Annotated in this window: 18 protein-coding genes and 3 pseudogenes; 9 read left to right on the top strand and 12 right to left on the bottom strand. The window is 44.8% G+C overall.

The window, feature by feature from the left end:
- Positions 1-281: 281 nt before the first annotated feature.
- From rpsP to rplS, 4 genes are read left to right on the top strand one after another with little or no spacing between them, the layout of a single operon-like run.
- Positions 282-530, top strand: a complete 249-nt coding sequence (rpsP, locus tag AC0L66_RS15890; protein ID WP_250615891.1) for a 30S ribosomal protein S16 — start codon at positions 282-284, stop codon at positions 528-530.
- A 20-nt stretch (positions 531-550) separates the two neighbouring features.
- Positions 551-1,105: a ribosome maturation factor RimM gene (gene rimM, locus AC0L66_RS15885; protein ID WP_265676350.1), complete on the top strand. Its 555-nt coding sequence runs from the start codon at positions 551-553 to the stop codon at positions 1,103-1,105.
- Positions 1,106-1,140: 35 nt separating this feature from the next.
- The gene (gene trmD, locus AC0L66_RS15880) at positions 1,141-1,890 is read left to right on the top strand and encodes a tRNA (guanosine(37)-N1)-methyltransferase TrmD (protein WP_265676349.1); all 750 of its coding nucleotides are present in this window, start codon (positions 1,141-1,143) and stop codon (positions 1,888-1,890) included.
- 49 nt (positions 1,891-1,939) lie between these two features.
- On the top strand, positions 1,940-2,293 hold the full coding sequence (gene rplS, locus AC0L66_RS15875) for a 50S ribosomal protein L19 (protein WP_265676348.1): 354 nt from the start codon (positions 1,940-1,942) through the stop codon (positions 2,291-2,293).
- A gap of 172 nt (positions 2,294-2,465) precedes the next feature.
- On the opposite strand, the gene mgtE is transcribed toward rplS, so the two are convergent.
- The 12 genes and pseudogenes from mgtE to AC0L66_RS15815 form a co-directional block, all read right to left on the bottom strand.
- Positions 2,466-3,824 carry a magnesium transporter gene (gene mgtE / locus AC0L66_RS15870; RefSeq protein WP_473567903.1) on the bottom strand — a complete coding sequence of 453 codons (1,359 nt, stop codon included), beginning with the start codon at positions 3,822-3,824 and terminating at the stop codon, positions 2,466-2,468.
- 114 nt (positions 3,825-3,938) lie between these two features.
- Entirely contained in the window at positions 3,939-4,214 is a 276-nt protein-coding gene (locus AC0L66_RS15865) for an HPr family phosphocarrier protein (protein ID WP_265676346.1), read from the bottom strand.
- A gap of 9 nt (positions 4,215-4,223) precedes the next feature.
- Positions 4,224-5,081, bottom strand: a complete 858-nt coding sequence (gene rapZ / locus AC0L66_RS15860) for an RNase adapter RapZ (protein WP_265676345.1) — start codon at positions 5,079-5,081, stop codon at positions 4,224-4,226.
- Between the two features lie 18 nt (positions 5,082-5,099).
- Positions 5,100-5,546 carry a PTS IIA-like nitrogen regulatory protein PtsN gene (gene ptsN / locus AC0L66_RS15855; RefSeq protein ID WP_265676344.1) on the bottom strand — a complete coding sequence of 149 codons (447 nt, stop codon included), beginning with the start codon at positions 5,544-5,546 and terminating at the stop codon, positions 5,100-5,102.
- A 1-nt stretch (position 5,547) separates the two neighbouring features.
- On the bottom strand, positions 5,548-5,835 hold the full coding sequence (gene hpf / locus AC0L66_RS15850; protein ID WP_265676343.1) for a ribosome hibernation promoting factor: 288 nt from the start codon (positions 5,833-5,835) through the stop codon (positions 5,548-5,550).
- Between the two features lie 25 nt (positions 5,836-5,860).
- Positions 5,861-7,327: an RNA polymerase factor sigma-54 gene (locus AC0L66_RS15845; RefSeq protein ID WP_473567900.1), complete on the bottom strand. Its 1,467-nt coding sequence runs from the start codon at positions 7,325-7,327 to the stop codon at positions 5,861-5,863.
- A gap of 45 nt (positions 7,328-7,372) precedes the next feature.
- Positions 7,373-8,098, bottom strand: a complete 726-nt coding sequence (lptB, locus tag AC0L66_RS15840; RefSeq protein ID WP_265676340.1) for an LPS export ABC transporter ATP-binding protein — start codon at positions 8,096-8,098, stop codon at positions 7,373-7,375.
- A gap of 11 nt (positions 8,099-8,109) precedes the next feature.
- Positions 8,110-8,604 (bottom strand): lipopolysaccharide transport periplasmic protein LptA, encoded by a 495-nt coding sequence (lptA, locus tag AC0L66_RS15835; RefSeq protein WP_473567898.1) that lies wholly within the window; start codon positions 8,602-8,604, stop codon positions 8,110-8,112.
- Positions 8,585-9,150: pseudogene (gene lptC, locus AC0L66_RS15830) on the bottom strand (LPS export ABC transporter periplasmic protein LptC). Before lptC ends, lptA begins: the two are co-directional and overlap by 20 nt.
- Positions 9,147-9,705, bottom strand: a pseudogene (gene kdsC, locus AC0L66_RS15825) (3-deoxy-manno-octulosonate-8-phosphatase KdsC). The pseudogenes lptC and kdsC overlap by 4 nt, the downstream one beginning before the upstream one ends.
- Positions 9,705-10,673, bottom strand: a complete 969-nt coding sequence (locus AC0L66_RS15820) for a KpsF/GutQ family sugar-phosphate isomerase (protein ID WP_473567896.1) — start codon at positions 10,671-10,673, stop codon at positions 9,705-9,707. The pseudogene kdsC and the gene AC0L66_RS15820 overlap by 1 nt, the downstream one beginning before the upstream one ends.
- Positions 10,674-10,683: 10 nt before the next feature.
- Entirely contained in the window at positions 10,684-11,652 is a 969-nt protein-coding gene (locus tag AC0L66_RS15815) for a calcium/sodium antiporter (protein ID WP_265676334.1), read from the bottom strand.
- Between the two features lie 301 nt (positions 11,653-11,953).
- Between AC0L66_RS15815 and mlaF the strand changes: the two genes are divergently transcribed.
- From mlaF to AC0L66_RS15790, 5 genes and pseudogenes are all read left to right on the top strand, one after another.
- Positions 11,954-12,748, top strand: a complete 795-nt coding sequence (gene mlaF, locus AC0L66_RS15810; protein ID WP_265676333.1) for a phospholipid ABC transporter ATP-binding protein MlaF — start codon at positions 11,954-11,956, stop codon at positions 12,746-12,748.
- A 1-nt stretch (position 12,749) separates the two neighbouring features.
- A pseudogene (gene mlaE, locus AC0L66_RS15805) lies at positions 12,750-13,530 on the top strand (lipid asymmetry maintenance ABC transporter permease subunit MlaE).
- Positions 13,531-13,547: 17 nt separating this feature from the next.
- Positions 13,548-14,036, top strand: a complete 489-nt coding sequence (mlaD, locus tag AC0L66_RS15800) for an outer membrane lipid asymmetry maintenance protein MlaD (RefSeq protein ID WP_265676331.1) — start codon at positions 13,548-13,550, stop codon at positions 14,034-14,036.
- The gene (locus AC0L66_RS15795; protein ID WP_473567894.1) at positions 14,017-14,682 is read left to right on the top strand and encodes an ABC transporter substrate-binding protein; all 666 of its coding nucleotides are present in this window, start codon (positions 14,017-14,019) and stop codon (positions 14,680-14,682) included. Before mlaD ends, AC0L66_RS15795 begins: the two co-directional genes overlap by 20 nt.
- On the top strand, positions 14,679-14,978 hold the full coding sequence (locus tag AC0L66_RS15790) for an STAS domain-containing protein (RefSeq protein ID WP_265676330.1): 300 nt from the start codon (positions 14,679-14,681) through the stop codon (positions 14,976-14,978). Before AC0L66_RS15795 ends, AC0L66_RS15790 begins: the two co-directional genes overlap by 4 nt.
- Positions 14,979-14,983: the final 5 nt, after the last annotated feature.

The raw sequence follows: 14,983 nt of genomic DNA, 5'->3' as shown, positions 1-14,983 counted from the left end.
AGTGACGGCTTGTTTGTGAGCGGAAATTATAGAACGATTGTTGGTTTTTTAATCATGAGTTGTGTTTAATTTCTCATCGTTGTGATGTTACTTTTCAAACTGTTAACTCAATCACACTACAAAGCTCTCGTTTGTGCTGGTGAAAAAATAGCTAAATACCTTGCATTGAAACGGAATAAGAGTAAAATTCCGGGGCTTTATTTTGGCACGAGACCTCAGGTTTTTCATAAGAGAAACGCTTCTGAGGTCATTTTTATTATTGAGAAAGCAAAGAGGACGATATGGTAACCATTCGTTTGGCACGTCACGGCGCGAAGAAGCGTCCATTCTATCAAATCGTAGTAGCGGATAGCCGCAATGCTGCAACTGGTCGTTTCATTGAGAAAGTAGGTTTCTTTAACCCAACTGCTCAAGGTCAAGAAGAAGGCCTACGTCTAGATCTAGAGCGCGTTAACCACTGGGTTAGCCAAGGCGCTACAGTTTCTGACCGCGTAGCTAAGCTAGTTAAAGACGCTCAAAAAGCGGCTTAATTATTAGCTCAGTAAGCAGTATGTCGATGAAAGGTAAAGACACGATGAGTAACCAAAGCGAAAGAATTGTTGTAGGTAAATTAGGTTCTACTTATGGCATTCGTGGATGGCTGAAAGTTTTTTCCTATACAGACGATCCTGAAAACCTTTTTGATTACAGCCCTTGGTATATTAACCAAAAGGGCAAATGGGTTGAGGTTAAGGTTGAAAGTTGGAAGCGCCATAACAAAGGTATGGTGTGTAAGCTAGAAGGTTTAGAGGTTCGAGAAGAAGCTCACCTACTGACTAACTTTGAAATCGCAATCGACCCAGCGGTGCTGCCTGAGCTGTCAGAAGATGAATTCTACTGGCGTGAATTGTTTGGCATGAAAGTGTTTACAACAAAAGGTTACGACTTAGGTGAAGTAACTGACATGTTAGAAACCGGTTCAAACGATGTTTTGGTAGTGAAAGCAAATCTTAAAGATGCTTTTGGGCAAAAGGAACGGTTGGTACCGTACCTTGAAGAGCAAGTGATCAAAAATGTTGATCGCGAAGCTCGACGGATCGAAGTTGACTGGGATCCTGGATTCTAATCCAGTAGCTGGTAACCAACAGAGCGAGAGAACAGATGTGGGTTGGCATAATTAGCCTGTTTCCAGACATGTTCCGCAGCGTTACTGACTACGGAGTAACAGGTCAAGCGGTTAAAAAAGGTTTATTGTCTATTGAGACATGGAATCCTCGAGATTTCACTCATGACAAACATCGCACTGTCGATGATAGACCTTACGGTGGTGGTCCAGGTATGTTGATGATGGTTCAGCCTTTGCGCGATGCCATTAAAACTGCCAAAGCTGCATCACCGGGTAAGACGAAAGTGATTTACCTATCTCCCCAAGGTCGAAAGCTCGATCAGCAAGGGGTAGAGGAATTAGCGAAGAACGACAACCTAGTGTTGATATGTGGTCGCTATGAAGGGGTAGATGAGCGCATCATCCAAACTGAAGTTGACGAAGAATGGTCAATTGGAGATTTTGTGATGACGGGTGGGGAGATCCCAGCCATGACGTTGATTGACTCAGTGTCTCGGTTTGTTCCGGGAGTATTGGGTGACTTTGCGTCAGCAGAAGAAGACTCTTTTGCAAATGGTTTGTTGGATTGTCCGCATTACACGCGCCCTGACGTGTTGGACGGACTGGAAATACCTAGTGTATTAAAGTCTGGAAATCACAAAGACATTCGTCGCTGGCGACTACAACAGTCGTTGGGCCGTACTTGGCTAAGAAGACCGGAACTCCTGGAAAACCTAGCTCTGACTGACGAACAGGAACAATTACTGGCTGAATTTGTCAAAGCGTATCGTTTAGATGAAAAGTAAGCAGTAACCTATTTATTTTAGTATCAGTTTATTCTAGGAATTTAAGAACATGAGTAACATCATCAAGGCTCTTGAAGAAGAGCAAATGAAATCAGACCTACCTAAATTTGCACCAGGTGACACTGTTGTAGTTCAGGTTAAAGTAAAAGAAGGTGACCGTGAGCGTCTACAGGCATACGAAGGCGTTGTAATCGCTATTCGTAACCGTGGTCTTCACTCTGCATTCACAGTTCGTAAAATCTCGAACGGTGAAGGTGTAGAGCGTGCGTTCCAAACTCACTCTCCAATGGTTGATAGCATCGAAGTTAAACGCCGTGGTGCAGTACGTCGTGCCAAGTTGTACTACCTACGTGAGCGTTCTGGTAAGTCAGCTCGTATCAAAGAGAAACTTACTAAGAAGTAATGCTATTAGACTAGCGTTCTCAAATAAAAACGGAGCCCAATGGGCTCCGTTTTTTTATTGTACTTCGTCTTTATTTTTAGTCTCTGGGGGAAACCAGCCCCTAATATTACGATACAAGCCCCCAATATTACGATAATAGTAGGGGCCGAATGAGATAGCGCTGTGAAGACAGTTAGGTGAGGAGTACGGTGGCTAAGCCAAGGAAGACCGATAAACCGATCACATCGGTAATTGTCGTCAATGCCATGCCGCCTGCAAGCGCTGGGTCAATATTCATTTTCTTCAAGAAGATAGGGATCGTGACTCCAGCAATACCTGCCACCAGTAAGTTGGTTAGCATGGCGGCTGAAATAATGCCTCCTAGCATCCAGTTTCCTTTCCACGCCACGACAATACCGCCAATAATTAATGCCCATAATATGCCGTTTAGAAAGCCTATCGCCGCTTCTTTCAGTAAAAGTTCTCGCTTGTTACTGTCACCAATGTGGCCTAATGCAAGGCCTCTAATGACCAGGGCGACGGTTTGGTTCCCTGCAACCCCTCCCATTGAAGGTACAATGGTCATCAGCACGGCGATAGCTGCCATTTGCTCTAAGGTGGCTTCAAACATATTAGAAACAGAAGCCGCAGCAAGTGCCGCTAGGACATTGGCGCCCAGCCATACGCTTCGGCGCCTTGCTGATTTGACGACTGGTGCGAATGTATCTTCATCGTCATCCATCCCTGCCATGCTCATCATTGAGTGTTCGGCGTCTTCTCGAATAATATCGACAACATCATCGATAGTAATACGACCAACAAGGTGGTGGTCACTATCTACTACTGGCGCTGAGACCCAGTCTCGACGTTCAAATAAGGATGCGACATCAGAGTCACTGGTTTCCACATGGATAGCCTCGTCAGCGTCATCCATGACATCAATCACCTTTACGTCGGGTTGAGTGGTCAAAATGGTACTGAGAGATAAGTGTCCTATTAGCATGCTCTCTTCATCGATGACATAGAGGGCATCCGTCGCTTCAGGGAGCTCCCCTCGCATGCGAAGGTAGCGAAGTACCACATCGACATCGACATCACCACGAATAGTAATTACGTCAGTGTTCATGATGCCGCCGGCACTGTCTTCCGGGTAGGAAAGGGCGGTCTCTACACGCTGCCTGTCAGCCGTGTCCATTTGGGAAAGTACTTCTCGTGAGACGTCATCAGGCAGGCTTCGCAAAACATAGGCGACATCATCGGTGTCCATGCCTTCTGTTGCTTCCGCCAGCTTCTCTGGTGCCATTTTAGACACAAGGTTATCTTTGACGTCTTCATTTAATTCATCAAGAATTTCGCCGTAGTCTTCAGGGTCGGTAAGTTGCCAAAGGACGTCGCGACTTTTACGAGGGGAGGCCTCGAGAAGGTGGGCAATGTCTTCAGGTTCCATATCCTGAAGCTGTCTGCGTACGTAAACAAAGCGACCATTTTCTAGCGCTTCACTTACTTCTTGGAGCGTTTGGTGAGCTTGGTCGAATTCTATTTGCTCTGCCATGGCTACCCCTTGAACTTAACTGCTTTAATGTACTGAATATTAGCCTAATTCTACACGTTAATTAATAACAACGTATAAATGGCAGTGCGAAATTTTTACTCGCTAAGAATTGGCTTACTCATCTTCATCAAAACGATGTTCAACCAGTTCGCAAACCGCCTGTAGGGCTTGCTCAGCTTGTTCTCCATCGGCTTTGATAGTGATGAATTCACCTTGTGCGGACTCTAACATCAGTAGCCCCATGACACTGTCCGCCGTCGCTTCTTTTTGTTCGTGATTGCAAACGGTAACGGTAGCATGAAAGCTTTGTGCGAGTTCGACGAGTTTGACGGCTGCACGTGCGTGCAACCCTAAACGATTTTGAATCAAAACAGTTCGGGATGTCGACATGAAAGGTTCCTATTGATGATGTTCTAGCGAAGCATGCCGTATTTGGACCTGATGCCCGCTTTGAGCAAAGTACTCACCAATTTGCTGAGTAATGTAGACTGAGCGGTGTTTGCCCCCTGTGCAACCGATGGCGACCGTTAAGTAGCTGCGGTTGTTTTTCTCTAGTAATGGCAACCATCGTTCTATGAAGTTTTGGATTTGTAACTTCAGCTCAATGACTTCAGGGTGTGACTCGAGAAATGATTTGATCGGGGCATCAAGACCAGTGAGTGGTCTTAGCTCAGGTTGCCAGTGAGGATTGGGAAGAAAGCGCACATCAAATACGTAGTCGGCATCGTTGGGCATCCCATATTTGAATCCAAATGATTGGAATACCATCACTAATTCTTTTTTCTCTTTGCCTTCTAGTTCGATGCGGATGGTTTCACTAAGATCGTGAATAGAGCGTTCACTAGAGTCGATCAAGTAGTCGGCTTGCTCTTTGATTGGCTTTAACAGTTTGTGCTCAAGATCAATCGCTTGCTCGAGAGAGAGTTTTTCTTTTTGTTGGGAAAGCGGGTGAATCCGTCTTGTCTCGCTATAGCGAGTAAGAAGAACCGATTTTGTCGCATCGAGAAATAATACTTTTACGTCGTGCTGCTTAGCCAATTCATCAAGCTTTATGCTGAGTTGGTTTAAATTTTCTGGTAGGTTTCTAATATCAATGCTGACCGCAACATTTTGTTGAGAGTCTTGAGTACTCTCAACAAAATGATCAAGCAAATCGACGGGTAGGTTATCTACGCAGTAGTAACCAGAGTCTTCTAGTACCCTAAGAGCAACGCTTTTCCCAGCACCAGAATGCCCACTCACAACAACCAATCGCATAATTTTGACTCTGTATAATTAGTGGCTAACGATAATATCGTAAAGCTCTTGATCGCTTTGGGCTTTACGCAGTTGTTTAAGCACCGCTTTGTCGTTCAAGCGCTCTGCCATACACGACAGAGTCTTAAGGTGCTCTTTACATTGAGCATCAGGCACTAGCAGCGCAAACAGTAAATCAACAGGTCGATTATCTATTGAATCAAATTCAACAGGCTCTTGGCACTGTAACAGGATGGCGACAGCTTTATCGCTATCTTGCATTCGCGCGTGAGGGATCGCAATACCATTTCCGATACCAGTACTGCCGACTTTCTCTCGATTTAGCATGCACTCAAACAATTCTGTTGAGTTTTGACCCGTCTGTTCAGCCGCAATTTCACTGATGATTTCAAGGGCGCGTTTTTTACTCGTACAAGGGACTGCACTTTTTGTGCAGTCCAGAGTCAATACTTCACTTATTTGCATGTTAGTGATTACTTATTTTTTCTTTGTGCTTATTCAATTGTCGGACAAGCTTGTCAACGAGTGAGTCGATCGCCGCGTACATACTCTCGTCTTCCGCTGTCGCATGAATTTCAGCTTGATTTATGTGGAGCGTAGCTTCAGCGATCTGATTTAATTTTTCAACACGTAATATCACTTGAATGGTATTTATATGATCAAAAAAGCGTTCTAGTTTCTGAAATTTACTATTAACGTAGTCTTGCATGGACTCAGTAAGATCAACATGGTGGCCTTGGATTTGAATTTGCATAGACTTTCCTTTTTGGTTGTGGGCCTTAAAGTAGGCGTTTGCGCTGACTTGAAGGTGCGATGCCTAACGACTCTCGATACTTTGCTATAGTCCGTCTAGCAACTTGGATGCCTTGGTCAGCTAGCTGAGCTGCGATTTTACTATCGCTCAATGGCTTGGCTGAATTTTCACCAGCAACAAGCTTCTTGATAAGGGCTCGAATGGCGGTAGAGGAGCACTCACCACCATTGTCTGTTGATACATGGCTTGAGAAAAAATATTTCAGTTCAAAAATACCACGTGGCGTATGCATATACTTCTGTGTGGTTACCCTAGATATTGTTGATTCGTGCATATCAACCGCTAACGCAACGTCATTCAATACCATAGGTTTCATCGCTTCTTCTCCATATTCAAAGAAGTCGTGCTGATGTTCAACAATACATTTCGCGACTTTGAGCAGAGTCTCATTTCGACTCTCTAGGCTTTTGATTAGCCATTTGGCCTCTTGCAGGTTTGAGCGAATATATTGGCTATCTGGGCTATTCCCGGTACCTAGCTGCGCGTATTGTTGATTGACCTTTAATCGAGGCACACTGTCAGGGTTAATTTGTACGACCCACTTACCGCGGTCTTTAAAAACAGAGACATCAGGGACCACATACTCGGTTTCATCTGGCGTAATCTTGCTGCCGGGACGAGGATCGAGTTGTTGAATAAGCTGTAGGACTTCTCGAAGTTCTGTCTCTTTTAGCTTAGTCTCTTTAATCACGAGTTTGTAATCACGATTGCCCAATTGGTCAATATGATGGGCCAAAATCAGTCGGGCCTCATGCAACCACGGGGTATCTTCAGGGAACGTGGCCAGTTGCAGCAAGAGGCAATCTTGCAAATTCACTGACGCCACACCTAGTGGGTCGAATTGCTGAATACGTTTACGGACCGCTTCTACTTCGTCAAGTTCAAGATCGTCAATATCAACACTTTCGAGTAACTCCTCACACGATTGAGTGAGATAGCCTTGGCTATCAATCGCGTCGATAACCGCTAAAGCTATGGCTCGGTCGGTGTCGGAGAACGGAGTAAGATCGAGTTGCCAGATTAGGTAGTCTTGAAGAGATTGCGTGGTTTCGCCTTGGTAGATAGGCAGGTCGTCGTCCAAACTAATACCCGTGTTACCAGTATTAGCGCTGTATACATCATCCCACGTGGTATCAATTTCTAAATCAGTAGTTATCTCAGAGGACTCGATGAGTTCAGAGCTGTCTTTCGGCTCAGGCTCGTTTGTTGCTTCAAGACTGGTGTCCTCTTTTTTTTCTAGGCTAGTCTTTTCTTCATTAGCGCTAGTTTCTTCTACTGACTCTTCAACATCAAGTAGTGGGTTAGAATCCAAGGCTTCTTGAATTTCTTGTTGAAGATCGAGTGTAGACAACTGCAATAAGCGAATGGCTTGCTGCAGTTGTGGCGTCATTGCTAACTGTTGACCTAGCTTGAGTTGTAATGAGGGTTTCATGCAGTCTTGTTGGCCTATTAATAAATGTTCTACCTGACTATTAAATCATAGTCGGAATTGTTCTCCGAGATAAACCTGTTTTACATGTTCATTATTGAGAACATCTTCCGGTGTTCCTTCGGCGATCAGGTGACCTTGGCTGACAATGTAGGCTTTTTCACAAACATCAAGTGTTTCACGCACGTTATGGTCTGTGATTAAAACGCCGAGACCTCGGTCTCTTAAGTGTTCGATAATCTTTTTAATATCAATAACCGAGATAGGGTCAACCCCGGCAAAAGGTTCATCGAGCAAGATAAATTGCGGGTTAGCGGCTAATGCTCGAGCAATTTCGACACGGCGGCGTTCACCACCAGACAGTGCCATACCAGCACTTTTACGGATATGCTGAATACTAAACTCTTCGAGCAAGTCTTCTAAACGATCCTGACGCTCCTCTTGCGTCAACTCGTTACGGGTCTCTAGTACCGCTAAGATGTTATTTTCAACGCTTAGTTTTCTAAAAATAGACGCTTCTTGCGGTAAATAGCCAATGCCCATTTTCGCGCGGCTGTGCATCGGTAAAATACTGATGTCTTCGTCATCGATGGTAATTGACCCTTCGTCTCGAGGAACTAGCCCAACGATCATGTAGAATGAAGTGGTCTTACCCGCACCATTAGGACCGAGTAAGCCGACAATCTGACCTGACTCTACGGAGAGGCTCACGTCAGACACGACCTTTCGATTTTTATAGCTTTTTGCCAGGTGAGTTGCTTTAAGTAGCGCCATAATCGAAATATTTACTCTTGAGCTTGTTGAGGTTGAAGAACGGTAGATACTCGTTCATTAGCGTTACCATCAGCAATAAGTTTTTGTGATGATATTCGATAGCGAATTTTGGTGCCTCGAATAATGCTGCCATCTTGCGATAGCATGGCTTGGTTCGTCATCGTTAATTGATCCGCTTGCAAGGCATAATGTAACGCCTTTGCTTCGCCGTACAAGGTTTTACCGTCGTCAGTTAACTGTGAGAAAGTCGCTAAATCACCATATCCTTCAATGACTTGAAGGGCTCCAGTTTTCGCTTCTCTGGTGACTATAATCTTGTCTGCATTAATATTAATGCTGCCTTGTTTTAGTTTTACATCACCAACGAACGTGACTTGATTACTTTTCATATCAAGCTGTTGGCTGTCAGAGTCGATATACACGGGTTGCTCTGTATCCGTAGAGAGTGCGTATGCGGCTACTGGGAACATCAGGCAAAGCCCAAGGCTAAGGTGTGAGAGTTTCATATTTACTATTCACTTTTTTATAGAGCTCTGCGAGGTTGTCTGCGAAGTTTCCTTTCATCGCATCCCCACGCGTTTCAAACTGTGGGCCTAACATAAGAACGTTAGTATCAGCCCAAAAATCACGATTGTCTAACTGAATGCTCATCTGGTCTGTTGATAAAGTATCGAAACCTGAGTCATCAAGCAAATTTCTAGCAATGACATCGTCATAGAGCGTTAGCACATCTTGTTTATCGAGAATGGCTTTTGCCGCTGAAATTTCCCATTCTTGAGTCGTGCCTTGCGCATAGATTTTTAGCACCTAAGCCGCTCAAACACCGTCTCGCCTTTTTTGGAAAAATGCTCGAGATGGATGGAGTTAATGCTGTAGCTGCGCACACCATTATCGGAATAAGAAATGTTGTGCAGATCTTTACCACTAAAGGCTGGAAGTTCAATATTCGGCGCTACTTGAATCACGCCAGTATCCTCTTTGGTATAGAGATAATACGCGCAACCAAGTGATATGATGAATAAAAGGGTATAAAGAGTACGAGATAGACTCATATACTCAAACCTTTATGACGTTCTAGTTGCCCTTTCGACTCTAAAATAATATCGCAAACCTCTCGTACCGCCCCACGTCCTCCAGGTATAGAGGTGACATAATCTGCCTTTCTTGCCAATAACGGGTGTCCATCAGCCACGCAAACACTAAAGCCAATTTGTTCCATAACTTAGCCAGTCAATGAGATCGTCACCAATATACGCCGTTTCGCTGGCGGCTATATTGAGTTTATTACAGATATCTTGGTACGCAATGACCTTGTCATCCTGGCCCTGATAAATCAAAGAAATACCCAAAGCACTCATTCGGTTTTCAACAATTTTCGATGTTCGACCTGTAATAATGGCGACTTCAATACCCGCACTCATAAGGGCTTTGACGCCATATCCGTCACGAGTATGGAAGGTTTTGAGCTCTTCGCCATCATTACCCATGTAGACAAGGCCATCAGAAAAGACCCCATCGACATCACAAATAAGCAGTTGCACTTGTGCCGCTTTATTCACAAGGGTGGTAGCGATCGGACCATAAAGTGTTTCGGTCATTTGAGTCATTACATTACCCCCGCTTTTAGTAAGTCGTGCATGTTGAGCGCCCCGACAACCTGATTGTCTTCTAATAGAATTAGGCCATTAATGTTTCTAGATTGCATTAGGTTAAGCCCTTCTGCCGCAAGCATATTTGGCGTTGCCGTAGTCGGGTTTAGCGTCATCACCTCACCGATACTCGTCGTGTGAATGTCAATGCGTTTATCTAAAATGCGTCGCAAGTCGCCATCGGTAAAAATACCGAGTAGCTCACGAGACTCATTGACCACAGCGGTCATGCCTAACCCTTTTTCGGTAATTCTTAGCAGGGCATCGCGGATGAGGGTTTCTGGGGTAACAAAGGGCAATGCCTCTCCAGAGTGCATGATGTCACTTAATTTTAGCAGTAGCTTACGACCAAGCGCACCACCAGGGTGAGAGAGTGCGAAATCTTCTTCACTAAACCCTCTCGCTTCAAGCAGGGCGATCGCTAAGGCGTCTCCCATGACAAGAGTGGCGGTGGAGCTTGATGTAGGCGCTAGACCTAATGGGCATGCTTCTTTAGGCACGGTGATTTGTAAGTGATGATCGGAGAGCTTAGCCATGGTCGAGGTTGGCTTGCCCGTCATGCTTACGGTCGTGATTCCTAGGCGTTTAAAAACAGGGAAAAGACTGATGATTTCATGGGACTCACCAGAATTAGAAATCGCAATAACGAGGTCTTGTGCTTCAATCATACCCAAGTCACCATGCGCCGCTTCACCAGGGTGCACGAAAAAAGCAGATGTCCCCGTGCTAGCAAAGGTCGCCGCCATTTTTTTGCCTATGTGGCCAGACTTGCCCATCCCCATGACAATCACTTTGCCCTGGTGGTTCAAAACGGTATGACAAACCGCTTCAAAATTCGCATCGATGTAATGTTCAAGATTTTGTAGAGCCAAGATTTCAGTGTTCAATACGCGCTTTGCTGAACCGATATAATCAAATGAAGGCATAGTGTGACTCCTAAGCTGCCATATTGGCGATGAGGTAGATTTGGTAAGCTAGGAAGCAGGCAAATAAGACAAAGCCTTCTAGGCGATTGATACTGCGAGATTTTCCAAGTGCCATGACCACAAGTAACAGTGACACACCGAGCATGACCCAAAAGTCACGACCCATAGCGTATTCGCTCAATACTGACGGATTTAATACGCCAGGTATGCCCATTACGGCAAGAATATTAAAGACATTGGAGCCAATGATATTGCCGACGGCCATGTCATCTTCGCCTTTTAATACGCCAGCCAAAGAAGCGGCGAGTTCAGGTAAGCTGGTACCAATTGCAATGATGGTTAAACCGATAACAAGGTCACTCATACCAAAATATTGTGCGATGGTCACGGCGCTATCGACGAGACGGTCAGCAGCGATAGGGAGAATAATGAGACCAATAATAACCCACATAGCGGCTTTGCCGTTACTCACCCCTTCTGGAATTTCGGACTCTTGGTCGTCAAGCATGACGTCTCCGCCACTGGCTTTTTCCGCTTTACTGATGTGAAGCATAGCGATGATGAAGGCACCAAATAGCGCAAATAGGATGATGCCTTCATAAAAGCCTAAATGGCTATCCCAAAGTAAAACACCAGCAATTAGTGTGACCGCAATCATCAGCGGGAGTTCACGCCTTAAAATGCCAGACGAAATTGAAAGTGGCTTGATCATAGCGGTGATACCAAGGATCAGCGCTATGTTGGCGATGTTTGAGCCAAGAACGTTACCGACGGCGGTGTCCGTTTTACCTTCTAGGGCTGCCGTTGCTGAAACCATCATTTCTGGCGCAGAAGAGCCCATAGCTAGGATCGTCATACCAATGACTAGCGGTGATATACCAAAGTTTCGCGCTAAAGCTGCGGAACCATAAACGAGTTTGTCTGCACTCCATACTAGAAATACCAGACCAATAATAAGAAACACCACTGCTTCAAGCATGCTTTAGATCCATTCACTTTTATTAAGATATTTGGCGGGTAATTTTGACGGTTTAGCATCCAAAATGGAAGCTAATCAACAAATAAAATGCACAATATGTTTCAGAACCATATACGCTAATAATAGTGGTGAATCCGAGTGCTGCATCAATGATCATGCCATTATCGGTCGGAAATGCGATGAATACTCATACATGTTTGTTGCGGTATCGCGAACCATCATCATTTTAGGGTTTTCATTGTGCGTTGCGAACATTATGATGTAAGGCTCTGCGGATTTGGCTTTATTGATAAGGAACTCTATGTCAAACAATGACTTGGTTTCCGTGAAAGGACTGTCATTCTCTCGAGGTGAACGTGTAATTTTCGATGATATCGAATTGCATGTGCCTAAAGGAAAGATCACGGCAATCATGGGGCCGTCTGGAATAGGTAAAACAACGTTGTTGCGTCTAATCGGCGGGCAGTTGTACCCAGATAGTGGCGAGATCTGGTTTGAAGATGCCAATATCCCCACGTTATCTCGTAAACGCTTATACGACGTACGAAAAAAAATGAGCATGCTGTTTCAGTCTGGGGCACTGTTTACGGATCTTACCGTCTTTGACAATGTTGCTTTTCCCCTTCGAGAGCACACCCAGCTGTCAGAACCATTGATACGAACGTTGGTGTTATTAAAGCTTGAAGCGGTGGGTCTGCGAGGTGCGGCGCAGTTAATGCCAAGTGAGCTCTCGGGTGGTATGGCACGGCGAGCTGCATTGGCAAGAGCCATTGCGCTCGACCCCGAACTGATAATGTATGATGAGCCATTTGTTGGGCAGGACCCTATTACCATGGGGGTGTTGGTTGAATTAATTCGCTCGTTAAACACAGCGCTTAATCTTACTTCTATCGTCGTATCACACGATGTCCCTGAAGTCATGTCCATTGCGGACTGGGTATACTTGTTGGCCGACGGGAAAGTCGTCGCTAAAGGCTCACCGGAGGAGCTTAGAAATAACCCAGACCCTAGAGTGCAGCAGTTTTTAGTTGGTGATGCTGATGGCCCTGTGCCTTTTCGTTATCCTGCCAAGTCACTAGAACAGGACCTTTTTTAATATGTTACAGCTGGTACAAAAGCTCGGTCATCGCACTCTGATGTTTTGTCAGTCGTGGGGACGTGCGACCTTTGTATTATTGGGCGTGCTGTTATCGAAGCCTCAACCAATAAAACATTTCCCTTTGCTAATTAAACAATTACACAATGTGGGTGTACAGTCTCTTGCCATCATTACCGTTTCGGGACTATTTATTGGCATGGTATTGAGTCTACAAGGTTATGTCGTGCTGGTGGATTATGGGGCGGAAGGTAGTCTTGGGCAAATGGTGTCGTTGTCACTGCTTAGGGAGCTCGGACGCGGTTGTGACGGCATTGTTATTTGCAGGTCGAGCGGGTTCTGCGTTAACGGCGGAGATAGGCTTGATGAAAGCGACAGAGCAGTTATCGAGTATGGAAATGATGGCTGTGGACCCGCTAAAACGTGTGATTGCTCCTCGTTTTTGGGCTGGCGTGATTTCGATGCCATTGTTGGCGATGATTTTTATGTCCATTGGTATTTGGGGCGGGCAGTTAGTCGGCGTGGATTGGAAAGGTATCGATCATGGGAGTTTTTGGTCGGCGATGCAGTCATCGGTAGAGTTGGGAAGAGACATTGGTAACAGTGCGTTAAAATGTATTGTATTTGCGATAACGGTGACTTGGATAGCACTCTTTAATGGTTACGATGCTGTACCAACATCAGAAGGTATCAGCCAGGCGACAACAAGAACGGTTGTTCACTCGTCATTGGCAGTATTAGGTTTGGATTTTGTGCTAACCGCATTGATGTTTGGTAATTAAGAATAAAGGAATTATGAATGCAACAAACTAGAAAGCTAGAATTGTGGGTGGGAGGCTTTGTCCTCACAGGACTTTGCGCAATTTTGTTTATCATTTTTCAGGTTGCTGACGTTAAAGGGCTTGGTTCAACGGATACTTACACATTAGAGGCTCGATTTGACAATATTGGTAGCTTAAAAGCACGCTCTCCAGTCAAAGTAGGAGGGGTCGTTGTTGGAAGAGTCAGTAAAATACACCTTGATAAGGAAAGTTATTTACCCGTTGTTGAGTTATCGATTAATGCTGACTATCAGTTTCCGGATACTTCTAGTGCACAGATCCTTACCTCAGGGTTGATTGGTGAACAATATGTTGGTCTTGTTCCAGGCTTTATATTTGATGATGAAGAGTACTTGGTGGATGGAGGCAGAATCGAAGACACCAAATCAGCCTTAGTGTTAGAAGATATGATAGGGCAAGTACTGTACAGCATTGGAGGAAATTCAGATGATACTAACAAAGAGTAATACCGTGATCAGAATTTGGGTGATGCTGATGGTTGTTTTAGGGACGTTCAGTGTTTCAGCCCAAGATATTGATAAAAGTCAGCCTTACGAGATGATGCAAAAGGTAGCGGATCGTACTTTTACGAGACTGGCAAAAGAGCAGGCGTTAGTTCAAAGCGACCCTAATTACCTAAAAGTGGTGGTTGAGGAAGAGCTGATGCCTTACGTCAACGATCGTTATGCGGCATTGAAATTGTTAGGTCCGAATTTAAAAGGGGCGAAGCGCGAGGACGTATTAGAGTTTGCAAAAGCTTTTCGCGAATATCTCGTCACCTCTTATGCGCAAGTGTTAACTCAATATACAGGACAAGAGATTCAATTTGGGCCTAGGCCTATTATTGACGATAAAACCACGATAACGGGCGTGCGAGTCACGATATTGGACTCGCCAAGACCTAACATTAATCTCGAGTTCAAACTACGAAAAGATAAGAAAACCGGTGATTGGAAAGCGTTTGATATGATCGCCGAAGGTATCAGCCTATTGTCGAGTAAGCAATCAGAGTGGAACAGTAAAATTCGTCAAGAGGGCATCGTCTCCGTGGCGAAAGAATTGGAGGCATTGTCTCAGGCATCGATTCGATTTGAAGGGAAGTCAGGACAGTGAATGCTAAATTCGACTTTAGTGATGGTAGCAATTTATGTCTCAGCGGTATCTTGACTCGCGATAGCGTTCCTTCACTTTGGAAGCAAATTGAGGCGCTTGACTACCCTGAATCTAGTATTAATGTGTCTCTAAAAGAGGTAGAACGTATAGATTCTGCTGGTATGGTGATGCTAATTCACTTAATAGAGCATGCAAAAAATCGAAAGTGTCATATAATGCTCAGCTTCGTGCCCGACGAGCTGAAAATGTTGTTTCAGCTAAGTAATGTTGAATCGGTAATTGAGAAACACATTTAGGAGTA

This window comes from Vibrio sp. GJ43-1, from assembly GCF_055808835.1.
Note: the sequence above shows the minus strand (reverse complement) of the source record. Positions and strands in the feature narration are given on the sequence as shown.

Excerpts from the sequence above, each read along its gene's own strand:
- rpsP (WP_250615891.1), top strand. The coding sequence starts at position 282 with ATGGTAACCATTCGTTTGGCACGTCACGGCGCGAAGAAGCGTCCATTC.
- rimM (WP_265676350.1), top strand. The coding sequence starts at position 551 with ATGTCGATGAAAGGTAAAGACACGATGAGTAACCAAAGCGAAAGAATT.
- trmD (WP_265676349.1), top strand. The coding sequence starts at position 1,141 with ATGTGGGTTGGCATAATTAGCCTGTTTCCAGACATGTTCCGCAGCGTT.
- rplS (WP_265676348.1), top strand. The coding sequence starts at position 1,940 with ATGAGTAACATCATCAAGGCTCTTGAAGAAGAGCAAATGAAATCAGAC.
- mgtE (WP_473567903.1), bottom strand. The coding sequence starts at position 3,824 with ATGGCAGAGCAAATAGAATTCGACCAAGCTCACCAAACGCTCCAAGAA.
- AC0L66_RS15865 (WP_265676346.1), bottom strand. The coding sequence starts at position 4,214 with ATGTCGACATCCCGAACTGTTTTGATTCAAAATCGTTTAGGGTTGCAC.
- rapZ (WP_265676345.1), bottom strand. The coding sequence starts at position 5,081 with ATGCGATTGGTTGTTGTGAGTGGGCATTCTGGTGCTGGGAAAAGCGTT.
- ptsN (WP_265676344.1), bottom strand. The coding sequence starts at position 5,546 with ATGCAAATAAGTGAAGTATTGACTCTGGACTGCACAAAAAGTGCAGTC.
- hpf (WP_265676343.1), bottom strand. The coding sequence starts at position 5,835 with ATGCAAATTCAAATCCAAGGCCACCATGTTGATCTTACTGAGTCCATG.
- AC0L66_RS15845 (WP_473567900.1), bottom strand. The coding sequence starts at position 7,327 with ATGAAACCCTCATTACAACTCAAGCTAGGTCAACAGTTAGCAATGACG.
- lptB (WP_265676340.1), bottom strand. The coding sequence starts at position 8,098 with ATGGCGCTACTTAAAGCAACTCACCTGGCAAAAAGCTATAAAAATCGA.
- lptA (WP_473567898.1), bottom strand. The coding sequence starts at position 8,604 with ATGAAACTCTCACACCTTAGCCTTGGGCTTTGCCTGATGTTCCCAGTA.
- AC0L66_RS15820 (WP_473567896.1), bottom strand. The coding sequence starts at position 10,673 with ATGCCTTCATTTGATTATATCGGTTCAGCAAAGCGCGTATTGAACACT.
- AC0L66_RS15815 (WP_265676334.1), bottom strand. The coding sequence starts at position 11,652 with ATGCTTGAAGCAGTGGTGTTTCTTATTATTGGTCTGGTATTTCTAGTA.
- mlaF (WP_265676333.1), top strand. The coding sequence starts at position 11,954 with ATGTCAAACAATGACTTGGTTTCCGTGAAAGGACTGTCATTCTCTCGA.
- mlaD (WP_265676331.1), top strand. The coding sequence starts at position 13,548 with ATGCAACAAACTAGAAAGCTAGAATTGTGGGTGGGAGGCTTTGTCCTC.
- AC0L66_RS15795 (WP_473567894.1), top strand. The coding sequence starts at position 14,017 with ATGATACTAACAAAGAGTAATACCGTGATCAGAATTTGGGTGATGCTG.